The sequence below is a fragment of the Staphylococcus sp. GDX7P312P genome (genome assembly GCF_008385775.1).
GTDB classification, from domain to species: domain Bacteria; phylum Bacillota; class Bacilli; order Staphylococcales; family Staphylococcaceae; genus Staphylococcus; species Staphylococcus haemolyticus.
In genome coordinates this window covers 124,158-140,039 of the sequence record NZ_VUKI01000002.1, presented here as the reverse complement: position 1 = coordinate 140,039, position 15,882 = coordinate 124,158, and the positions used below count along the sequence as shown (strand labels likewise).

Annotated in this window: 14 protein-coding genes and 1 riboswitch; of the genes, 5 read left to right on the top strand and 9 right to left on the bottom strand. The window is 33.1% G+C overall.

What is annotated here, in order from left to right; genetic code table 11:
* Positions 1–6 precede the first annotated feature (6 nt).
* Entirely contained in the window at positions 7–756 is a 750-nt protein-coding gene (locus tag F1592_RS01180; protein WP_037537103.1) for a membrane protein, read from the top strand.
* 133 nt (positions 757–889) lie between these two features.
* Here F1592_RS01180 and lysA read toward each other — a convergent pair whose 3' ends face one another.
* The 9 genes from lysA to F1592_RS01135 form a co-directional block, all read right to left on the bottom strand.
* Positions 890–2,155 carry a diaminopimelate decarboxylase gene (lysA, locus tag F1592_RS01175; RefSeq protein WP_053017677.1) on the bottom strand — a complete coding sequence of 422 codons (1,266 nt, stop codon included), beginning with the start codon at positions 2,153–2,155 and terminating at the stop codon, positions 890–892.
* Between the two features lies 1 nt (position 2,156).
* Complete coding sequence (locus F1592_RS01170; RefSeq protein ID WP_053017679.1) at positions 2,157–3,233, bottom strand: alanine racemase; 1,077 nt, start codon at positions 3,231–3,233, stop codon at positions 2,157–2,159.
* Between the two features lie 6 nt (positions 3,234–3,239).
* Entirely contained in the window at positions 3,240–4,391 is a 1,152-nt protein-coding gene (locus F1592_RS01165) for an amidohydrolase (RefSeq protein ID WP_107610020.1), read from the bottom strand.
* 317 nt (positions 4,392–4,708) lie between these two features.
* Positions 4,709–5,428, bottom strand: coding sequence for a 2,3,4,5-tetrahydropyridine-2,6-dicarboxylate N-acetyltransferase (dapD, locus tag F1592_RS01160; protein WP_011275806.1), 720 nt, complete (start codon positions 5,426–5,428; stop codon positions 4,709–4,711).
* A gap of 39 nt (positions 5,429–5,467) precedes the next feature.
* A complete protein-coding gene (dapB, locus tag F1592_RS01155; protein ID WP_053017686.1) occupies positions 5,468–6,193 on the bottom strand; it encodes a 4-hydroxy-tetrahydrodipicolinate reductase in 726 nt (241 codons plus the stop codon).
* The gene (dapA, locus tag F1592_RS01150) at positions 6,193–7,077 is read right to left on the bottom strand and encodes a 4-hydroxy-tetrahydrodipicolinate synthase (RefSeq protein ID WP_149809351.1); all 885 of its coding nucleotides are present in this window, start codon (positions 7,075–7,077) and stop codon (positions 6,193–6,195) included. The genes dapB and dapA overlap by 1 nt, the downstream gene beginning before the upstream one ends.
* Position 7,078: 1 nt before the next feature.
* On the bottom strand, positions 7,079–8,068 hold the full coding sequence (locus F1592_RS01145; RefSeq protein ID WP_011275809.1) for an aspartate-semialdehyde dehydrogenase: 990 nt from the start codon (positions 8,066–8,068) through the stop codon (positions 7,079–7,081).
* A 65-nt stretch (positions 8,069–8,133) separates the two neighbouring features.
* Positions 8,134–9,336 carry an aspartate kinase gene (locus F1592_RS01140; protein WP_053017689.1) on the bottom strand — a complete coding sequence of 401 codons (1,203 nt, stop codon included), beginning with the start codon at positions 9,334–9,336 and terminating at the stop codon, positions 8,134–8,136.
* Positions 9,337–9,417: 81 nt separating this feature from the next.
* Positions 9,418–9,594, bottom strand: a riboswitch (Lysine riboswitch).
* Between the two features lie 195 nt (positions 9,595–9,789).
* Positions 9,790–11,394 (bottom strand): ABC-F family ATP-binding cassette domain-containing protein, encoded by a 1,605-nt coding sequence (locus F1592_RS01135; protein ID WP_011275812.1) that lies wholly within the window; start codon positions 11,392–11,394, stop codon positions 9,790–9,792.
* A gap of 153 nt (positions 11,395–11,547) precedes the next feature.
* Between F1592_RS01135 and cvfB the strand changes: the two genes are divergently transcribed.
* From cvfB to pstA, 4 genes are all read left to right on the top strand, one after another.
* Positions 11,548–12,447, top strand: coding sequence for an RNA-binding virulence regulatory protein CvfB (gene cvfB, locus F1592_RS01130; protein ID WP_037537111.1), 900 nt, complete (start codon positions 11,548–11,550; stop codon positions 12,445–12,447).
* A 370-nt stretch (positions 12,448–12,817) separates the two neighbouring features.
* Positions 12,818–13,768 carry a PstS family phosphate ABC transporter substrate-binding protein gene (locus tag F1592_RS01125; RefSeq protein WP_011275814.1) on the top strand — a complete coding sequence of 317 codons (951 nt, stop codon included), beginning with the start codon at positions 12,818–12,820 and terminating at the stop codon, positions 13,766–13,768.
* 185 nt (positions 13,769–13,953) lie between these two features.
* The gene (pstC, locus tag F1592_RS01120; RefSeq protein WP_011275815.1) at positions 13,954–14,880 is read left to right on the top strand and encodes a phosphate ABC transporter permease subunit PstC; all 927 of its coding nucleotides are present in this window, start codon (positions 13,954–13,956) and stop codon (positions 14,878–14,880) included.
* 1 nt (position 14,881) lies between these two features.
* A complete protein-coding gene (gene pstA, locus F1592_RS01115; protein WP_011275816.1) occupies positions 14,882–15,802 on the top strand; it encodes a phosphate ABC transporter permease PstA in 921 nt (306 codons plus the stop codon).
* The last annotated feature ends 80 nt before the right edge of the window (positions 15,803–15,882 follow it).

The following is a 15,882-nucleotide window of genomic DNA, read 5'->3' as shown; positions in this document are numbered from 1 at the left end:
TTTCTAATGTTTAAATTTATATTCATGTATGTTTTTAAGATACGTGCCACATGGTTACTTTTAATTTTAGGTCTCTATCCTTTATTAATATTTTTAGCACAATTTTTAAATAGTAATTTCTTATCACTCTCAGCTAGTCAAGCTGGTAGTGTAAGCTTTTTGGAAACCTTTATTGCGATATATGATACCCAGCAAAAGTCAATGCTATCATTAATAATAGTTGCTTATTTAGCATCAATATTATTCTATAATGAAATTAGTACTAGTCGTCTTCTTTTTTTCAAAGATCAGAATAGAAATAAAATTTTTAATAATAAGTTTTTATCAATCATTATTGTTTATATTACTTTTCTAATTATATTGTGTGTATCCTCAATAATTGTTTATTTATATTTTGTGAATAATCATGATTATTCATCACATTCTTTATTATTAAAAGATACTAAATATAATCATTATTTAATGACAAATTTGATAGGATTATTTTTTACAGATGCTATTCTAATATTTTTATCACTTATTGCATCTATACGTTTCAATACTGGAGTAACTATTATTACTCTAATTACAGGATTTATTCTCATAAAAGTTACAGACAGTATTGATAAAATTAAGCTTTTCCCTTCAAACTTTATCAAATTAGATAGTAATATTAGCTTTTCACAAAATTTATTAATAATGAGCGTTATTACTTTAGTATACATAGTAGTTATATACCTTGTATCAAAACTTATTTTTAAAAAATTACAATATTAGTAAATATATATAATAGTATTAATTATTAAGATATTAAAAACCTACGTAGCAAAATTTATAAAGTCTACGTAGGTTTTAAAATTTAAATTTTTCATTTAACATTCTTTGGAATTATTTTTAAAATTGGTAATTGTTATTTAGTATCGTTAATAATTAATTGACGTAATGATTGGCGTTTAATAACTTCACGTGCTTTACCATCTTTTAAGAAAAATACAGGTGGTTTCTGCATTTGGTTGTAATTAGAAGCCATAGAGTAATGATATGCTCCTGTAGAAAGAATCGCTAGGTAATCACCACGTTTAACAGAAGAAGGGAGTTTCGCATCACGAATAATGATGTCACCTGATTCACATAATTTACCAGCAATTGTTACTGTTTCATCAGCTTCTTCATGACGGTTTACTAATAATGCTTGATATTTGGCACCATATAATGCAGTTCTAATGTGATCGCTCATGCCACCATCAATTGAAACATATTTGTTTACTTCAGGAATTTCTTTAATTGTACCTACTTCGTATAAAGTAATTCCAGCTTCTCCAACAATAGAACGGCCTGGTTCAATACCAATTTCCGGTACTTCATAATTTAGACGTTCAGTTTCAGCTTTAATTGCATCTGTAATTTCTGCAATACCTTCCTCAATAGGGAAGCTTACGTCTCCTTCAACGTATTTGATACCGAAACCTCCACCTAGATTAAGTAATTCAACTTTGATATCATTTTCAGAAAGCCAGTTAAGCACAATCTTAGCAGTTTCAATCATCGCTTCAGTTCCTTCGATTTGAGAACCAATATGGAAGTGAATACCCTTTAAATGTAAACGTTTAGAGTCGCGCACTTTATTAACCGCTTCAATCGCTAAGCCATGGCGAATTGATAAACCGAATTTACTATCTTCTTGGCCAGTTTGAATAAACTCATGCGTATGTGCTTCAACACCAGGATTAACGCGTAATACTACATTTACAGTGTCGCTCGCATATCTGTCGATTAATTCAATTTCCTCAAGTGAATCGATAACAAAATAACCAACGCCACTTTCTAAAGCGTATTGTATTTCACGTTTGGTTTTGTTATTCCCATGGAAGTGGATCTTACTTGGGTCAAACTTTGCTTCTAATGCAGTATATAATTCACCTTCAGAAACTACATCTAATTGTAAGTCTTCTTCTTGTACTAATTTGACCATTTGGATACATGTAAATGCTTTCGAAGCATATGAAATATTATATTTTAAACCACTTTTTTGAAAAGCTGAATGATATCTACGCATTTGATTGCGAATTTCATCTTCGTCATAAACAATAGTAGGGGTACCAAAGCTTTGTGCAAGTGTCTTTAAACTTGTACCTGCCATTGTTAACTCACCATAATCATTATATTTTACTGCCATTTTATCTATACTCCTTTATGAGAGAATCATGATTCATCGCACTAAGTTGTTCTGAATTAGCGCCTACACCTTTGAATGTATATTCATCAATGCGTATATCGTTATTATATAATATCACTTCATCTTGTGCATCGACTTCCTCATCAACTTCAACAAACATGTGACTCATCATTAATGCACGAATAGGGTAGCGTTTGCCATTTATTAATGCTTCATGTTTAGCTCTCGATTTAAGAATACCATCTCCATAGCCTACATCTACAACTGCTAATCGCGTATGGTCTCTAGTAGCTTCAAAGGCAAAACTATACCCACAATTATCTCCAGCATTCACTTCACGCACTTGTATCACATTACCTTTTACAGTAAGAGATTGTTTAATACTATATTCATTTAAAGCACTATATGGTCGAGACCCATACAATGCAATGCCTACACGCGCATGAGTATGGTAGGGTAAAAGTTTCTGACCTTCACGATAGTAACTTGCACTATTTTGTGCATGGATTAAATCAAATTTATATCCTTCATTTAACAATGAATTTACTACATTTAACCATGCTTCACGTTCTATACTATACTCAGGGACATCAAATTCATCTGCGTAACCAAAGTGCGTCCATAAACCACTAATAATCATTTTCTCTTCATTTGTATTTGCAAAATGGTCTTTGAGTACTTCTCTAATTTCTTCTAATGTTTTAAATCCTGAACGATGAAGTAAATTTTCAAATTCTAAGTGCACTTTGATACCACTCAAATCATTCTTATATTTGTAATAGTAGGCTAATGACGGTAAAGTCATTTGTATTTGATATTGTCTTACTTTTTCAAAATCATAAACAGCGTTCATTAAGAATATAGTGGCATCAGGTGCTATTTCTCGTACTTTAATGGCTTCTTTTAAAGAGGTAGTGCTGAATGTATTAATTCCAGCTTTTAAAAAAGAAGTAACAGCAAACTCCAAACCATAATGATAAGCGTTGTTCTTCACCACAGCCATAATTGAATTATCATTTTTAACTTTAATAGCATTTTGTAAAAACGCTTCTTTATCGACGGACCATATTGCTGTCAATGTGAATTACTCCTCTCCATAATGCATTAATAATTGTTCATAATAATTTGCCACATAGATTAATACTTTTTCATCAAAATTAAGATGAGATGTATGAAGTCCAGTCACAAAACCTTTGTCTTCATTTCGAGTGCCTACAAATGCAAAGTAAGCTGGGGCTAACTGTTGACCATAGAAGCTAAAGTCTTCTCCAAATAAGAATGGAAGAGGCTTATCTATAACTTCTAGATTTGCAGCATTAATCGCTTGTTCTACACTCGCACGTAGTTTAGGGCTATTCATCGTAGGTGGGTAGCCTTCTTCAAATTTCACTTCACAATCCACATTAAATAATAAGCTTACACTTTCAGCAATTTTATGCATTTGTGTTTTTACTACATTTAAATCATTTGGATCATAAGTTCGAATCGTTCCTTCTAAATATCCATGGCTTGCTACAGTGTTAATAGCTTCTCCAGCTTCAAAATGACCCATATGAACAATATTTCGTTTTAAGCCATTAAGATGATACTGTTGTATTTGTCCTACTTGATTTAGAACGTGTAGAAGGGCTTCTCCACATGAATGACCTTGCTCTTTATCTGCAACATGACTTGATAATCCTTTTAAGAAGAAGCGATATTCAGTTGCACTTGCTGTAATTTCTTCATCACGGATAACAACTTGTCCTTCATCGGCAAATGGATTAACATGGATGCCAAAAACAGCTTCTATTGGATAGTTATTAAACGCACCTGCTTTAATTAGACGATTCGCTCCGCCACCAGTTTCTTCGGCAGGTTGGAAGATGAATACAACGTTGTGTGGAAGTGTTCCTTTATCGAACATTTCTTTGCATCGTTTAACAAATAACATTAATGCCGTTGTATGTCCGTCGTGACCACATGCATGCATTACATTATCCGTTTGACTTCGATAATCGACATCATTTTCTTCAAAAATTGGTAACGCATCGATATCCGCACGAAATGCAATGGTATGATCACTATTACCGTTTAAGTATGCTATTGCACCAGTTTCAAGAGGGCGCTCATATGACACGCCTAATTCTTCTAAAAACTGTGTGATGTATTTTGTCGTCTCGCATTCATGTAAACTTAATTCTGGATGTTGATGTAAATGTCTTCTATGTTTAGTTACAAACTCTAATTCACTCATCATATCATTCCTTTATTAACTTAATTAGTCTTATTAATATTGTAACTTATTTCATCTTTTTATGTATGACGTGATATTAATTTAAAATAGTATTAATTTTGAAATAGGGGCGTATGGATTATTTGCCCAATGCTTGGCCTGTTGGTAAAAATTCTAAATAAATACGCTTTACTATGCCAAATCCACTCTTCATGAGAATAACTAAAACTGAGAAGGGCTCAGTTAAGCGCCTTCTCAGTTCAGTAAGCTATTGTGATTATGCAATACAGCTATAAAATAGTCTTTTTGTCATAGCCACTCATCAAATACTCATATCATTAGTCATTTAATTTTCTTAATGCTGAAACAATTTCACGTTTAGAGTCTTCTACTTCCGAAGTTTGTTTAATCACTTTAGCAGGGGTACCAGCTACGACTGCACCAGCTGGAACATCTTGAGTAACAATAGCACCTGCAGCGACAATTGCGCCTTCGCCAACATGAACACCTTCTAAAATGACTGCATTAGCACCAATTAATACATTATCATCTATGACTACTGGTGAAGCACTAGGAGGCTCAATTACGCCAGCTAGAACGGCGCCAGCACCTACATGCACATTCTTACCAGTTGTCGCACGACCGCCTAATGTAGCATTCATATCAATCATAGTTCCTTCACCAACTACAGCACCAATATTGATTGTTGCGCCCATCATAACGACAGCACCGTCCTCAATAATTGCTTGTTCACGTATAAATGCACCTGGTTCAATACGCGCATTCGTATTTGTTAAATCTTTAAGTGGAATTGCTGAATTACGACGATCCATTTCAATTTCTAACTCAGTAATTGTAGATTGGTTTGATTCATAGAATGGTTTCCAATCATCTGCTTCACAAAAGATTACTTTAGAATTGTCGGAACCAAATACTTTAAAAGAATCAGGGAAGGTAACACCATCAAAATTACCATTAACATATACTTTTAATGGTGTAGATTTTTTGGCGTCACTAATATATTGAATAATTTCCTCAGCTGATAAATGTTGTACCATAATTTAAGTCTCTCCTTATTATTCGCTAGATTTTATATCTTATAGGTTGTCAAACGTGTAATAACCGTTAGATTGGTTTATTAATTTTTCAGCAGCAGTGATTGCTCCATTTGCAAAAATATCTTTAGACTGTGCTTTATGTGAGATTGTAATAGTTTCATCTGTTCCTGCAAATAATACATCATGTTCACCTACAATAGTCCCACCACGAATTGAGTGAATGCCAACTTCATCTTTAGTGCGTTGTTCTGTATGTTCATGTCGATCATAAACTGGTGTGATATTTTGGCGTAAGTCTTTAATAACATCATATAATTTTACTAATGTACCACTAGGAGCATCTACTTTTTTATTATGATGTGCTTCAGTCAACTCGATATCATAATCTTGCAGAAGTGGTACAGCTGCTTCTAATATTTTAGTTAGAGCATGTACACCATAACTCATATTTGCACTAAAGAATACGGGCATGTTATGGCTTAATTCATTTAACTTTTCAACTAATTTTTCTTTTTCACCTGTAGTAGCTATAACTAAAGGTAATTGAAACTCTTCTTCAAGAAGTGGTAATAATAGATTAGGATTTGAAAAATCAATCGCTACATCCGCTTCATTTTGTGCATCAGCAATGTGATCATAGTGTGTATATGGTGTTGTCTCATTTTTTTGAGGCTCAATAACACCTATAATTTCATGACCTTTTTCCTCTGCTAAACGAGCCACTCTTTGATTCATTGCGCCGTAACCAATAAGTAAAATTTTCATTAAAGTTCACCTGCTTTAAACTGTTCAAATGCATTGATTAAGACTTTGGCATCTGCATCTTCTAACGGAAGAAGTGGTAAACGCAATTCATAGTTACCAAAACCTAAATGACTTGTTAACGCTTTAATTGGAATAGGATTAACATCTACAGAAAGCGCATCTAATAAATTACTAATTGGTTCGAAATCGTTTGAAATATCTTGTCCACTTTGTTTAGCATCATATAAAGCTTGGAATTCTTTAGGAATTGCATTTGCAATAACTGAGATAACACCATTGCCACCTCTTTGATAAAATTCGACAACATTATCATCGTTACCACTATATAAAGCGAATTCTTCTTGATTGATACGACTTTTAACGTCTTCATAATATTCAAAGTCATTTGTGGCATCTTTGATTGCAACAATATATTGGTTATGACTTAATGTTTCAACTGTCTCTGGTTCAATTATCATATTTGTACGAGAAGGTACATTATATAGTACAACTGGCAATTCAACTTCATTCGCAATCGTTTCGAAGTGTTTAACTAAGCCACGTTGATTTGTTTTATTGTAGTAGGGGGTAATCAACATAATTGCATCTGCACCAAGTGCTTTAGCGCGTTGAGATGCTTGAATTGATTTGGCAGTATTATTCGTACCTGTACCTGCAATAATTGTCACACGATGATTAACTTGCTTTATAACCGACTCCAATACTTGTTCTTTTTCTTCTTCAGTTAAAGTAGGGCTCTCAGCTGTAGTTCCATTAACAATAATAGCTTTTACACCATTGTCTAATAGGAAATCTACGTGTCTTTCTAATGCATTATAATCAACTTCATTATTTGTGAATGGGGTAGCAAGTGCTACTCCCACACCTTCGAATAAATGTGGCATATTATCTAGCTCCTTTTAAATTGATTACTTGCTCTAATACTTGTACTGCATTCAATGCTGCACCTTTTAATAAATTATCAGATGTGCACCAAACGTGGAATGTATTATCTAATGAGTCATCTCTACGGATACGGCCTACAAATACTTCATCTCTACCAGTAGAGTTAAGCGCCTGAGGATATTCATTTTTTTCAGGGTTATCAACTAATACTACACGTTCGTCTTTATCAAATAAATCTTTAATTTCTTGTACAGTTGCTTCCTTATCTAAAGTAACGTCAATTTCGACACTATGACTATCTTGTACTGGAACACGTGCACATGTTGCAGTTACTTTTAATTCAGGTTCATGTAAAATCTTGCGTGTTTCATCAATCATTTTTTGTTCTTCTTTTGTATATCCATCCTCTAAGAATACGTCAATATGTGGTAATACATTATTATAAATAGGGTGAGGATACGCTTCTGGTTCTTTACCATTTGCGCCTTCAGCTAAATCTCTTTTACCTTTAATACCTGAACCTGAAACAGCTTGATAAGTTGTATATGCAACACGTTTTAAACCAAATTGATCTTGTAAAACTTTTAAAGGTACTACTGATTGAATTGTAGAACAGTTAGGGTTGGCAATAATGCCGCGCTTAAATTCAGGTTGATTTACTTCAGGTACAATTAAGTCAATATCTTCAGTCATGCGCCATTGACTAGAGTTATCGATGACAATTGCACCTGCTTTTTCAAAGATTGGGGCGAATTGTGCACTTGTGCCACCACCGGCACTCATTAGAACGTAGTCAAATTTTTCACTTGCTGCTTCTTCTGTTAATTCTTGTACAACATACGTTTGACCTTGAAATTGAACTTCTTTACCTGCTGATCTAGCTGATGAGAATAATACTAACTCATCGAACTTGATGTTTTTGCGATCAATTGTTTCTAACATTTTTGTTCCAACTAAACCTGTTGCTCCGACTACTGCTAATCTTGTCATAAAAGTCACTCCAATATCATTTGTTTGAATTTTAAAAAAATTATTTATAAATAGCATGTTGATGTTTAAATATCAAATGCATTGTATAATACTTCAACCGCTTTTTCTCCATTATCAGCATCAATCACATAAGAAATACTAATTTCAGATGTTGTAGTTTGATAGAATGGGATATTAGCATTAATTAAAGTAATGAAAGCCTTTGATGCAACGCCCGACATATCTCTCATACCCGAACCAATAAGCGAAATTTTAACGTATTCTTCATTAATTTTATAATCCAATGCGTTAAATGAAGAAGAAAGGTTACTTAAAATAGTTGAAATTTGTTGTACATCACTATCTTTAATAGAGAATGATAGCTGCAATCCTTCAACGTTAACTATTTGGGATATCATATCCACATTTACTGAACCTTCTTCTAATGCTGTGAACAATTGCGTTAAAAGACGATTATCAGGTAGGGGATAACTAATTGTAACGTGCATCATATGTTTATCTAATGCTACACCTGTTACTGCTTTTTTCTCTAATAAATCTGTCCTTGACATAATCCATGTTCCTTTCTCATTTGATAAAGTTCTACCGAGATACAATGGGATATCATAGTTCTTAGCAAGTTCTACGCTTCGAGTTTCAAGAACACCTGCACCTAATGCACTCATTTCCATCATTTCTTCATAAGAAACATAATCTAACCGTTTTGCCTCACTTAATATTCGAGGGTCAGTGGCATAAACGCCATCAACATCAGTATATATTTCACATGGAATTTGATTACTTGCAGCAATTGCAACTGCCGTTGTATCTGATCCTCCACGTCCTAACGTTGTAAGTTCAAATGCATCATTGATACCTTGGAAACCAGCAACGACTAATACATCTTTGTCGATGAATGCTTTATCAAATGTTTCTGGATTGATTTCAGCAATTCTGCTCTTCAAATGATGGCCAATCGTTTTAATACCTGCTTGATAACCAGTCATTGCTCTAGCATTAACACCGATATCATTTAACACCATGGATAAATATGATACCGTCTGTTGTTCACCGGTTGTTAAAAGTAGGGCGAGTTCCTCATCTTTAGGTGTAGCAGTAAGATTTGATACATTATCCATTAATTGATCTGTTGTTTTACCCATAGCACTAACAACTACAATTAATTGTTCACCGTCATCCACACGGTTCTTAAGCATTTCTGCAATATTTTTTATCTTTGTAAAATCAGCGACGGATGAACCACCGAACTTCAAAACACTTCGTTTCAAAACTTTACCTCCTAAAATATAGGGAGGCACACGCTATAAAAAAGAACAAGTTCGGAAGTGCGAACTTGTTCGTGATTTATATACAAGTGATGCACTCCATTATTAAATAATAATGACAAACTTTCAGCTCTTAACCACAAAGTCCAACAAATCATAGCTGCGATTATGATTCATTTCGGCATCGCACCCTTTCTATATTAGCTGTTGCAGACAGTTTATCTAATATATACTGATGATTGATGCGCCTCATCAATTTCTTATTCAATTGCTATGTTTTATATTATACATATGGCAATTGTGTCTGTAAACCGATAATTGTGATTTTTTGAAATAGACTGAAAAATTAGAAAGTACTTTTACTATATGTAAGTAAAGATTTATCAAATGAGTAAAATGATAGTAAAATACGCACTTCCCAATTTAGTAATAGGGAAGTGCGTATGTGTTTATATATTATTTTTGTAATACGCCAATTTCTTGTAAATATTCTTCATAAGGAACTTCTTTTGATAAACCACCTGATTGATTTAGATCAATAACTCGATTTGCAATAGTATTGATAAATTCAAAGTCATAAGATGTAAAGATGATTGATCCTTTGAAAGAAGCTAATCCATCATTTACTGCTGTAATACTTTCTAAGTCAAGATGGTTAGTAGGTTCGTCTAATAGTAAAACATTGGCACTTGATAGCATCATTTTACTTAACATACAGCGAACTTTTTCACCACCAGAAAGTACACTAGCTTTCTTTTTAACTTCTTCACCACTAAATAACATTCGTCCTAAGAAACCACGTAAGAAAGTTTCTGTTTGTTCATCTTCAGGTGCATATTGACGTAACCAGTCTACTAAATTCATGTCTACGCCTTCAAAGAACTCTGAGTTATCTTTAGGGAAGTAACTTAATGAAGTCGTTACACCCCATTTAAATGTACCTTCATCAGGTTCCATTTCACCAGCTAAAATTTTCAATAATGTAGTTTTTGCAATTTCACTATCTCCAATCAAAATTGCTTTATCATTAGGATTCATCGTGAATGAAATGTTATCAAGTACTTTTTCACCATCAATTGTTTTAGAAAGTCCTTGAACAGTCAATAAATCATTACCGATTTCACGCTCTGGTGTGAATTTAACATATGGATAACGTCTTGAAGATGGTTGAATATCATCTAATTCAATTTTTTCTAATTGTTTCTTACGACTTGTTGCCTGTTTAGATTTAGAGGCATTAGCTGAGAAACGTGCAATAAAGTCTTGTAACTCTTTTATTTTTTCTTCTTTTTTCTTATTTTGTTCTTGAGCCATTTTTTGAGCTAATTGACTAGATTGATACCAGAAATCATAGTTACCTACATATAATTTAATCTTACCGAAATCTAAATCAGCAATATGTGTACATACATTGTTTAAAAAGTGACGGTCATGAGATACCACGATGACAGTATTATCGAAGTTAATTAAGAAATCCTCTAACCAACTAATGGCAGGAATATCTAGACCATTGGTAGGCTCATCGAGTAAAAGGACATCAGGCTCACCAAATAAACTTTGAGCTAATAAGACTTTCACTTTTTGATTATTTTCCAATTCTGACATTTGCTTATCATGTAAATCAGCAGATATGCCTAGACCTGAAAGTAAAGAAGCAGCGTCAGCCTCTGCGTTCCAACCATTCATTTCGGCGAATTCACCTTCTAGTTCAGCGGCACGTATACCATCCTCATCACTGAAATCAGGTTTCATATAAATTTCATCTTTTTCTTTCATGACTTCATATAAGCGTTCGTGTCCCTTGATAACAACATCTAATACACGTTCTTCTTCATAGGCGAAGTGATCTTGTTTCAAAACAGCTAAACGTTCATCTTTACCCATTGAAACATGTCCTGTTTGAGAATCAATTTCTCCTGATAAAATTTTTAAAAACGTTGATTTACCAGCACCATTAGCACCGATAAGCCCATAACAATTTCCTTCAGTAAACTTAATATTTACATCTTCAAAAAGTTTACGATCGCCAAAACGTAAACTTACATCAGTTACTTGTAGCATGCATTTACTCCTTTATTTATCGTTTAACTAACGGAAAAATTATATCATATTCTTTATATAGTTTCGACCTAATGCAAATCTAAACACGTGAATGATAGTTTTTAGTATGCATGTTATAATAATGAAGAATACAAACCCTCGAAGGAGAATATTATGGCATTAGATAAAGATATTGTTGGTTCAATTGAATTTTTAGAAGTCATTGGCTTAGAAGGTTCTACATACCTTTTAAAAGGCCCTAATGGTGAACAAGTAAAATTAAATCAATCAGAAATCAATGATGAAGATGAATTAGAAACAGGTGAAGAGTATAGTTTCTTCATATATCCAAATCGCTCAGGCGAATTATTTGCTACTCAAAACATGCCTGACATTACTAAAGATAAATATGATTTTGCAAAAGTGTTAAAAACAGACCGAGATGGTGCACGTGTAGATGTAGGTTTACCAAGAGAAGTGCTAATCCCATGGGAAGATTTACCAAAAGTCAAATCACTATGGCCACAATCTGGAGATTATGTGTTAGTAACATTACGTATAGATAGAGAAAATCAAATGTTTGCTCGTCTTGCCAGTGAAACAATAGTAGAAAAAATGTTTACACCTGTATATGATGATGAAAAACAGAATGAACTGATTAAAGCTAGACCATATCGACTATTAAGAATTGGTAGTTTCTTATTATCGAAGGAAGGCTATAAAATCTTTGTGCATGAATCAGAGCGTAAAGAAGAACCCCGATTAGGTGAAGAAGTAGAAGTACGTATTATTGGTCATAATGATAAAGGGGAACTCAATGGTTCGTTTTTACCTTTAGCTCATGAACGTCTTGATGATGATGGTCAAGTAATCTTTGATTTATTAGTAGAATATGAAGGTGAATTACCTTTTTGGGATAAATCAAGCCCAGAAGCAATTAAAGAGGTGTTCAATATGAGTAAAGGCTCTTTTAAACGCGCAATAGGTCATTTATACAAACATAAAATTATTAATATTGAAACAGGTAAGATCTCTTTAACCAAAAAGGGTTGGAGTCGAGTAGAAGATAAATAATCATAAATATAAACAATTTCCTTCTATATAAAATAGTTGTTTTAATAGTACAAAATAATAACGTTAAAAATTAAATAATCTTAAGTTAAAAATAAATTTAAAGTCATATTACTTATTTAAAGTACAATACATCACTAACAATATATTTTACGCTTTCAGTCACCTATACGGGAGTGATACAGTTTTTCATTATAAATTCTGTATCACTCCCGTCTTTTTTATAGATAATTTTTATAAAAAATATTGATTTTCCTGCAATCTTAACAAAACCTTTACATTTAAACTATTTTATATTAACAAAAGGTATGTATTATAAGCATTGTAAGAAATACATATAACATTTTGGGTTATCTATTAGGAGGATATTTTAATGAAAAAATGGCAATTAGTTGGTACAACTGTTTTAGGCGCTTCGGTATTATTAGGCGCATGTGGCGGTGGAGATAGCAGTGGAAGTGGTTCTGGAGATGGCAAAGACCTTAAAGGTGAAGCCAAAGGTGAAGGTTCATCAACAGTAGCTCCTATCGTTGAGAAGTTAAACGAAAAATGGGCTAAAGATCATCCAAACGCTACTATTTCATCTGGTCAAGCAGGTACTGGTGCTGGTTTTGAAAAATTCATCGCTGGCGAAACTGATTTCTCACAAGCTTCTAGACCTATTAAAGATGAAGAAAAACAAAAATTAGAAGACAAAGACATTAAATATAAAGAATTCAAAATTGCACAAGATGGTGTAACTGTTGCAGTTAATAAAGACAACGACTTTGTTAAAGAATTATCTAAAGATCAATTGAAAAAAATCTACAACGGCGAAGCTAAAACTTGGAAAGATGTAAATTCTAGCTGGCCTGACAAAAAAATCAAAGCTTTCTCTCCAAACTCAAGTCACGGTACTTATGATTTCTTTGAAGAAGAAGTAATGGATAAAGAAGATATCAAAGCTGAGAAAAACGGAGACACTAACGTAATTGTTCAATCAGTTGAGAAAAACAAAGAGGGTATCGGTTACTTCGGTTATAACTTCTACGAACAAAACAAAGATAAATTAAAAGAAGTTAAAATCAAAGACGACAAAGGTAAAACAACTGAACCAACTAAGAAAACAATCAAAGACGGTTCATATGCTTTAAGTAGACCATTATTCTTATATGTAAAAGAAAAATCATTAAAAGATAATGATGTTATGAGAGAATTCATCAAATTCACATTAGAAGACAAAGGTAAATCTGCTGAAGATGCTGGTTATGTAGCTTCTCCAGAAAAAACTTACAAAGATGAACTTAAAGATTTAAAAAAATACGATAAAAAATCAGATAAATAATAATCATTATTAATATCAAAGGGCTGGGAATTATTCAAGGGGTATTACAAGGTAGCAACACTGCTACCTTGTTCTCGAATATATGGGTGATTGTTAAAATGTTTTAGGTTAATTTGAACTCATTGTTTACCTGATAATTTCTAGCGCTTTTTTAAATTTATTGGGAGAAAAAGAGAGGGTTATATATGGCATCGGAAACTAATGTTAGAGACTTGATAGCTAAAAATAACGCTAAAAAGGGCGGTTTCAGTGATAAAATCGTACCTATTATTTTAGGAATTATAGCTGCAATCTCAATTTTAACTACAATCGGTATTCTTTTCACTTTGATAACTGAGACAATAACATTCTTCACACGCGTATCTATTGTTGAATTTTTATTCACTAAAGACTGGAACCCAACTGGTTCTGATCCTAAATATGGTATTTGGGCATTAGTAATTGGTACGTTGAAAATTACAGTTATCGCAACTATCGTCGCAGTTCCAATTGGATTAGGTGCTGCAATTTACTTAAGTGAATACGCAAGTGACAAAGCAAGACGTATTATTAAACCAATTCTTGAAATTTTAGCAGGTATTCCAACAATTGTATTTGGTTTCTTTGCTTTAACTTTTGTAACACCTGTACTAAGAACTATTATTCCAGCACTTGATAGTTTCAACTCAGTCAGTCCAGGAATTGTAGTAGGTATCATGATTGTTCCAGTAATTACAAGTATGAGTGAAGATGCAATGGCATCTGTTCCTAACAAAATTCGTGAGGGTGCTTATGGTTTAGGTTCAACAAAATTTGAAGTTGCTACAAAAGTAGTATTACCAGCCGCAGCTTCAGGTGTTGTAGCTTCAATTGTATTAGGTATTTCAAGAGCGATCGGTGAAACTATGATTGTTTCATTAGCTGCAGGTAGTTCACCAACAGCTTCATTAAACTTAACGAATTCAATTCAAACTATGACTGGTTATATTGTTGAAGTTGCAACTGGAGATGCTACATTCGGTTCTGATATGTACTACAGTATTTATGCAGTAGGTTTCACATTATTTATCTTCACATTAATAATGAACTTAATTTCTTATTGGATTTCGAAACGCTTCAGAGAGGAGTATTAATATGACAGCTACTACAAATCCTAAAGCTAAAACACTAATTGACCAAAACAAAGTAGAAAAAAATATCTCAAGTCGTGGTAAAACAAATAAATTAAATAAATGGTTATTCTTTACATGTATTGTAATAGCTTTATTAGTACTTGCAGCATTATTGATACAAACATTTGTTAAAGGTGTTGGCTATCTTACACCAGATTTCTTTACAAATTTCTCTTCTTCTACACCTTCACAAGCAGGTATTAAAGGTGCGTTAGCAGGGACAATTTGGTTAATGATAAGTATTATTCCAATCTCTATCGTTCTTGGTGTAGGTACAGCGATTTATTTAGAAGAATACGCTAAAGACAATTTCTTTACTAGTTTCGTTAAAATTAGTATTTCTAACTTAGCTGGTGTACCTTCTATCGTATTTGGTTTACTTGGATTAACATTATTCGTTCGTGGTGGCGGTATTCAAGCATTAGCATTAGGAAATAGCGTTATTGCTGCCGCTTTAACAATGTCATTGTTAATTCTACCGATCATTATCGTATCAAGTCAGGAGGCAATCAGAGCAGTTCCTAATTCTGTTCGCGAAGCTTCTTATGGCTTAGGTGCAAATAAATGGCAAACTATTCGTCGTGTCGTATTACCGGCTGCTTTACCTGGTATTTTGACTGGATTCATCTTATCACTATCACGTGCATTAGGAGAAACAGCACCATTAATCTTAATTGGTATACCAACTATTCTATTAGCAACACCAACAAGCATTATGTCTATGTTCACAGCATTACCAACTCAAATTTACACTTGGGCTAAAATGCCTCAAGCTGAATTCCAAAATGTTGCATCAGCAGCAATTATTATATTACTTGTAATCTTATTACTAATGAACGCAGTAGCCATTTTCTTACGTAACAAGTTCTCTAGAAAATATTAATCAAATCAAATACAACATAATTTAGGGAGTGAAGGTTGAATCGATAATATCATGTTTTTAGTAGAGCATAACTATCGTTT

Excerpts from the sequence above, each read along its gene's own strand:
- F1592_RS01125 (WP_011275814.1), top strand. The coding sequence starts at position 12,818 with ATGAAAAAATGGCAATTAGTTGGTACAACTGTTTTAGGCGCTTCGGTA.
- F1592_RS01145 (WP_011275809.1), bottom strand. The coding sequence starts at position 8,068 with ATGACAAGATTAGCAGTAGTCGGAGCAACAGGTTTAGTTGGAACAAAA.
- cvfB (WP_037537111.1), top strand. The coding sequence starts at position 11,548 with ATGGCATTAGATAAAGATATTGTTGGTTCAATTGAATTTTTAGAAGTC.
- F1592_RS01165 (WP_107610020.1), bottom strand. The coding sequence starts at position 4,391 with ATGAGTGAATTAGAGTTTGTAACTAAACATAGAAGACATTTACATCAA.
- pstA (WP_011275816.1), top strand. The coding sequence starts at position 14,882 with ATGACAGCTACTACAAATCCTAAAGCTAAAACACTAATTGACCAAAAC.
- dapB (WP_053017686.1), bottom strand. The coding sequence starts at position 6,193 with ATGAAAATTTTACTTATTGGTTACGGCGCAATGAATCAAAGAGTGGCT.
- dapD (WP_011275806.1), bottom strand. The coding sequence starts at position 5,428 with ATGGTACAACATTTATCAGCTGAGGAAATTATTCAATATATTAGTGAC.
- F1592_RS01135 (WP_011275812.1), bottom strand. The coding sequence starts at position 11,394 with ATGCTACAAGTAACTGATGTAAGTTTACGTTTTGGCGATCGTAAACTT.
- F1592_RS01180 (WP_037537103.1), top strand. The coding sequence starts at position 7 with ATGTTTAAATTTATATTCATGTATGTTTTTAAGATACGTGCCACATGG.
- pstC (WP_011275815.1), top strand. The coding sequence starts at position 13,954 with ATGGCATCGGAAACTAATGTTAGAGACTTGATAGCTAAAAATAACGCT.
- lysA (WP_053017677.1), bottom strand. The coding sequence starts at position 2,155 with ATGGCAGTAAAATATAATGATTATGGTGAGTTAACAATGGCAGGTACA.
- dapA (WP_149809351.1), bottom strand. The coding sequence starts at position 7,077 with ATGCCACATTTATTCGAAGGTGTGGGAGTAGCACTTGCTACCCCATTC.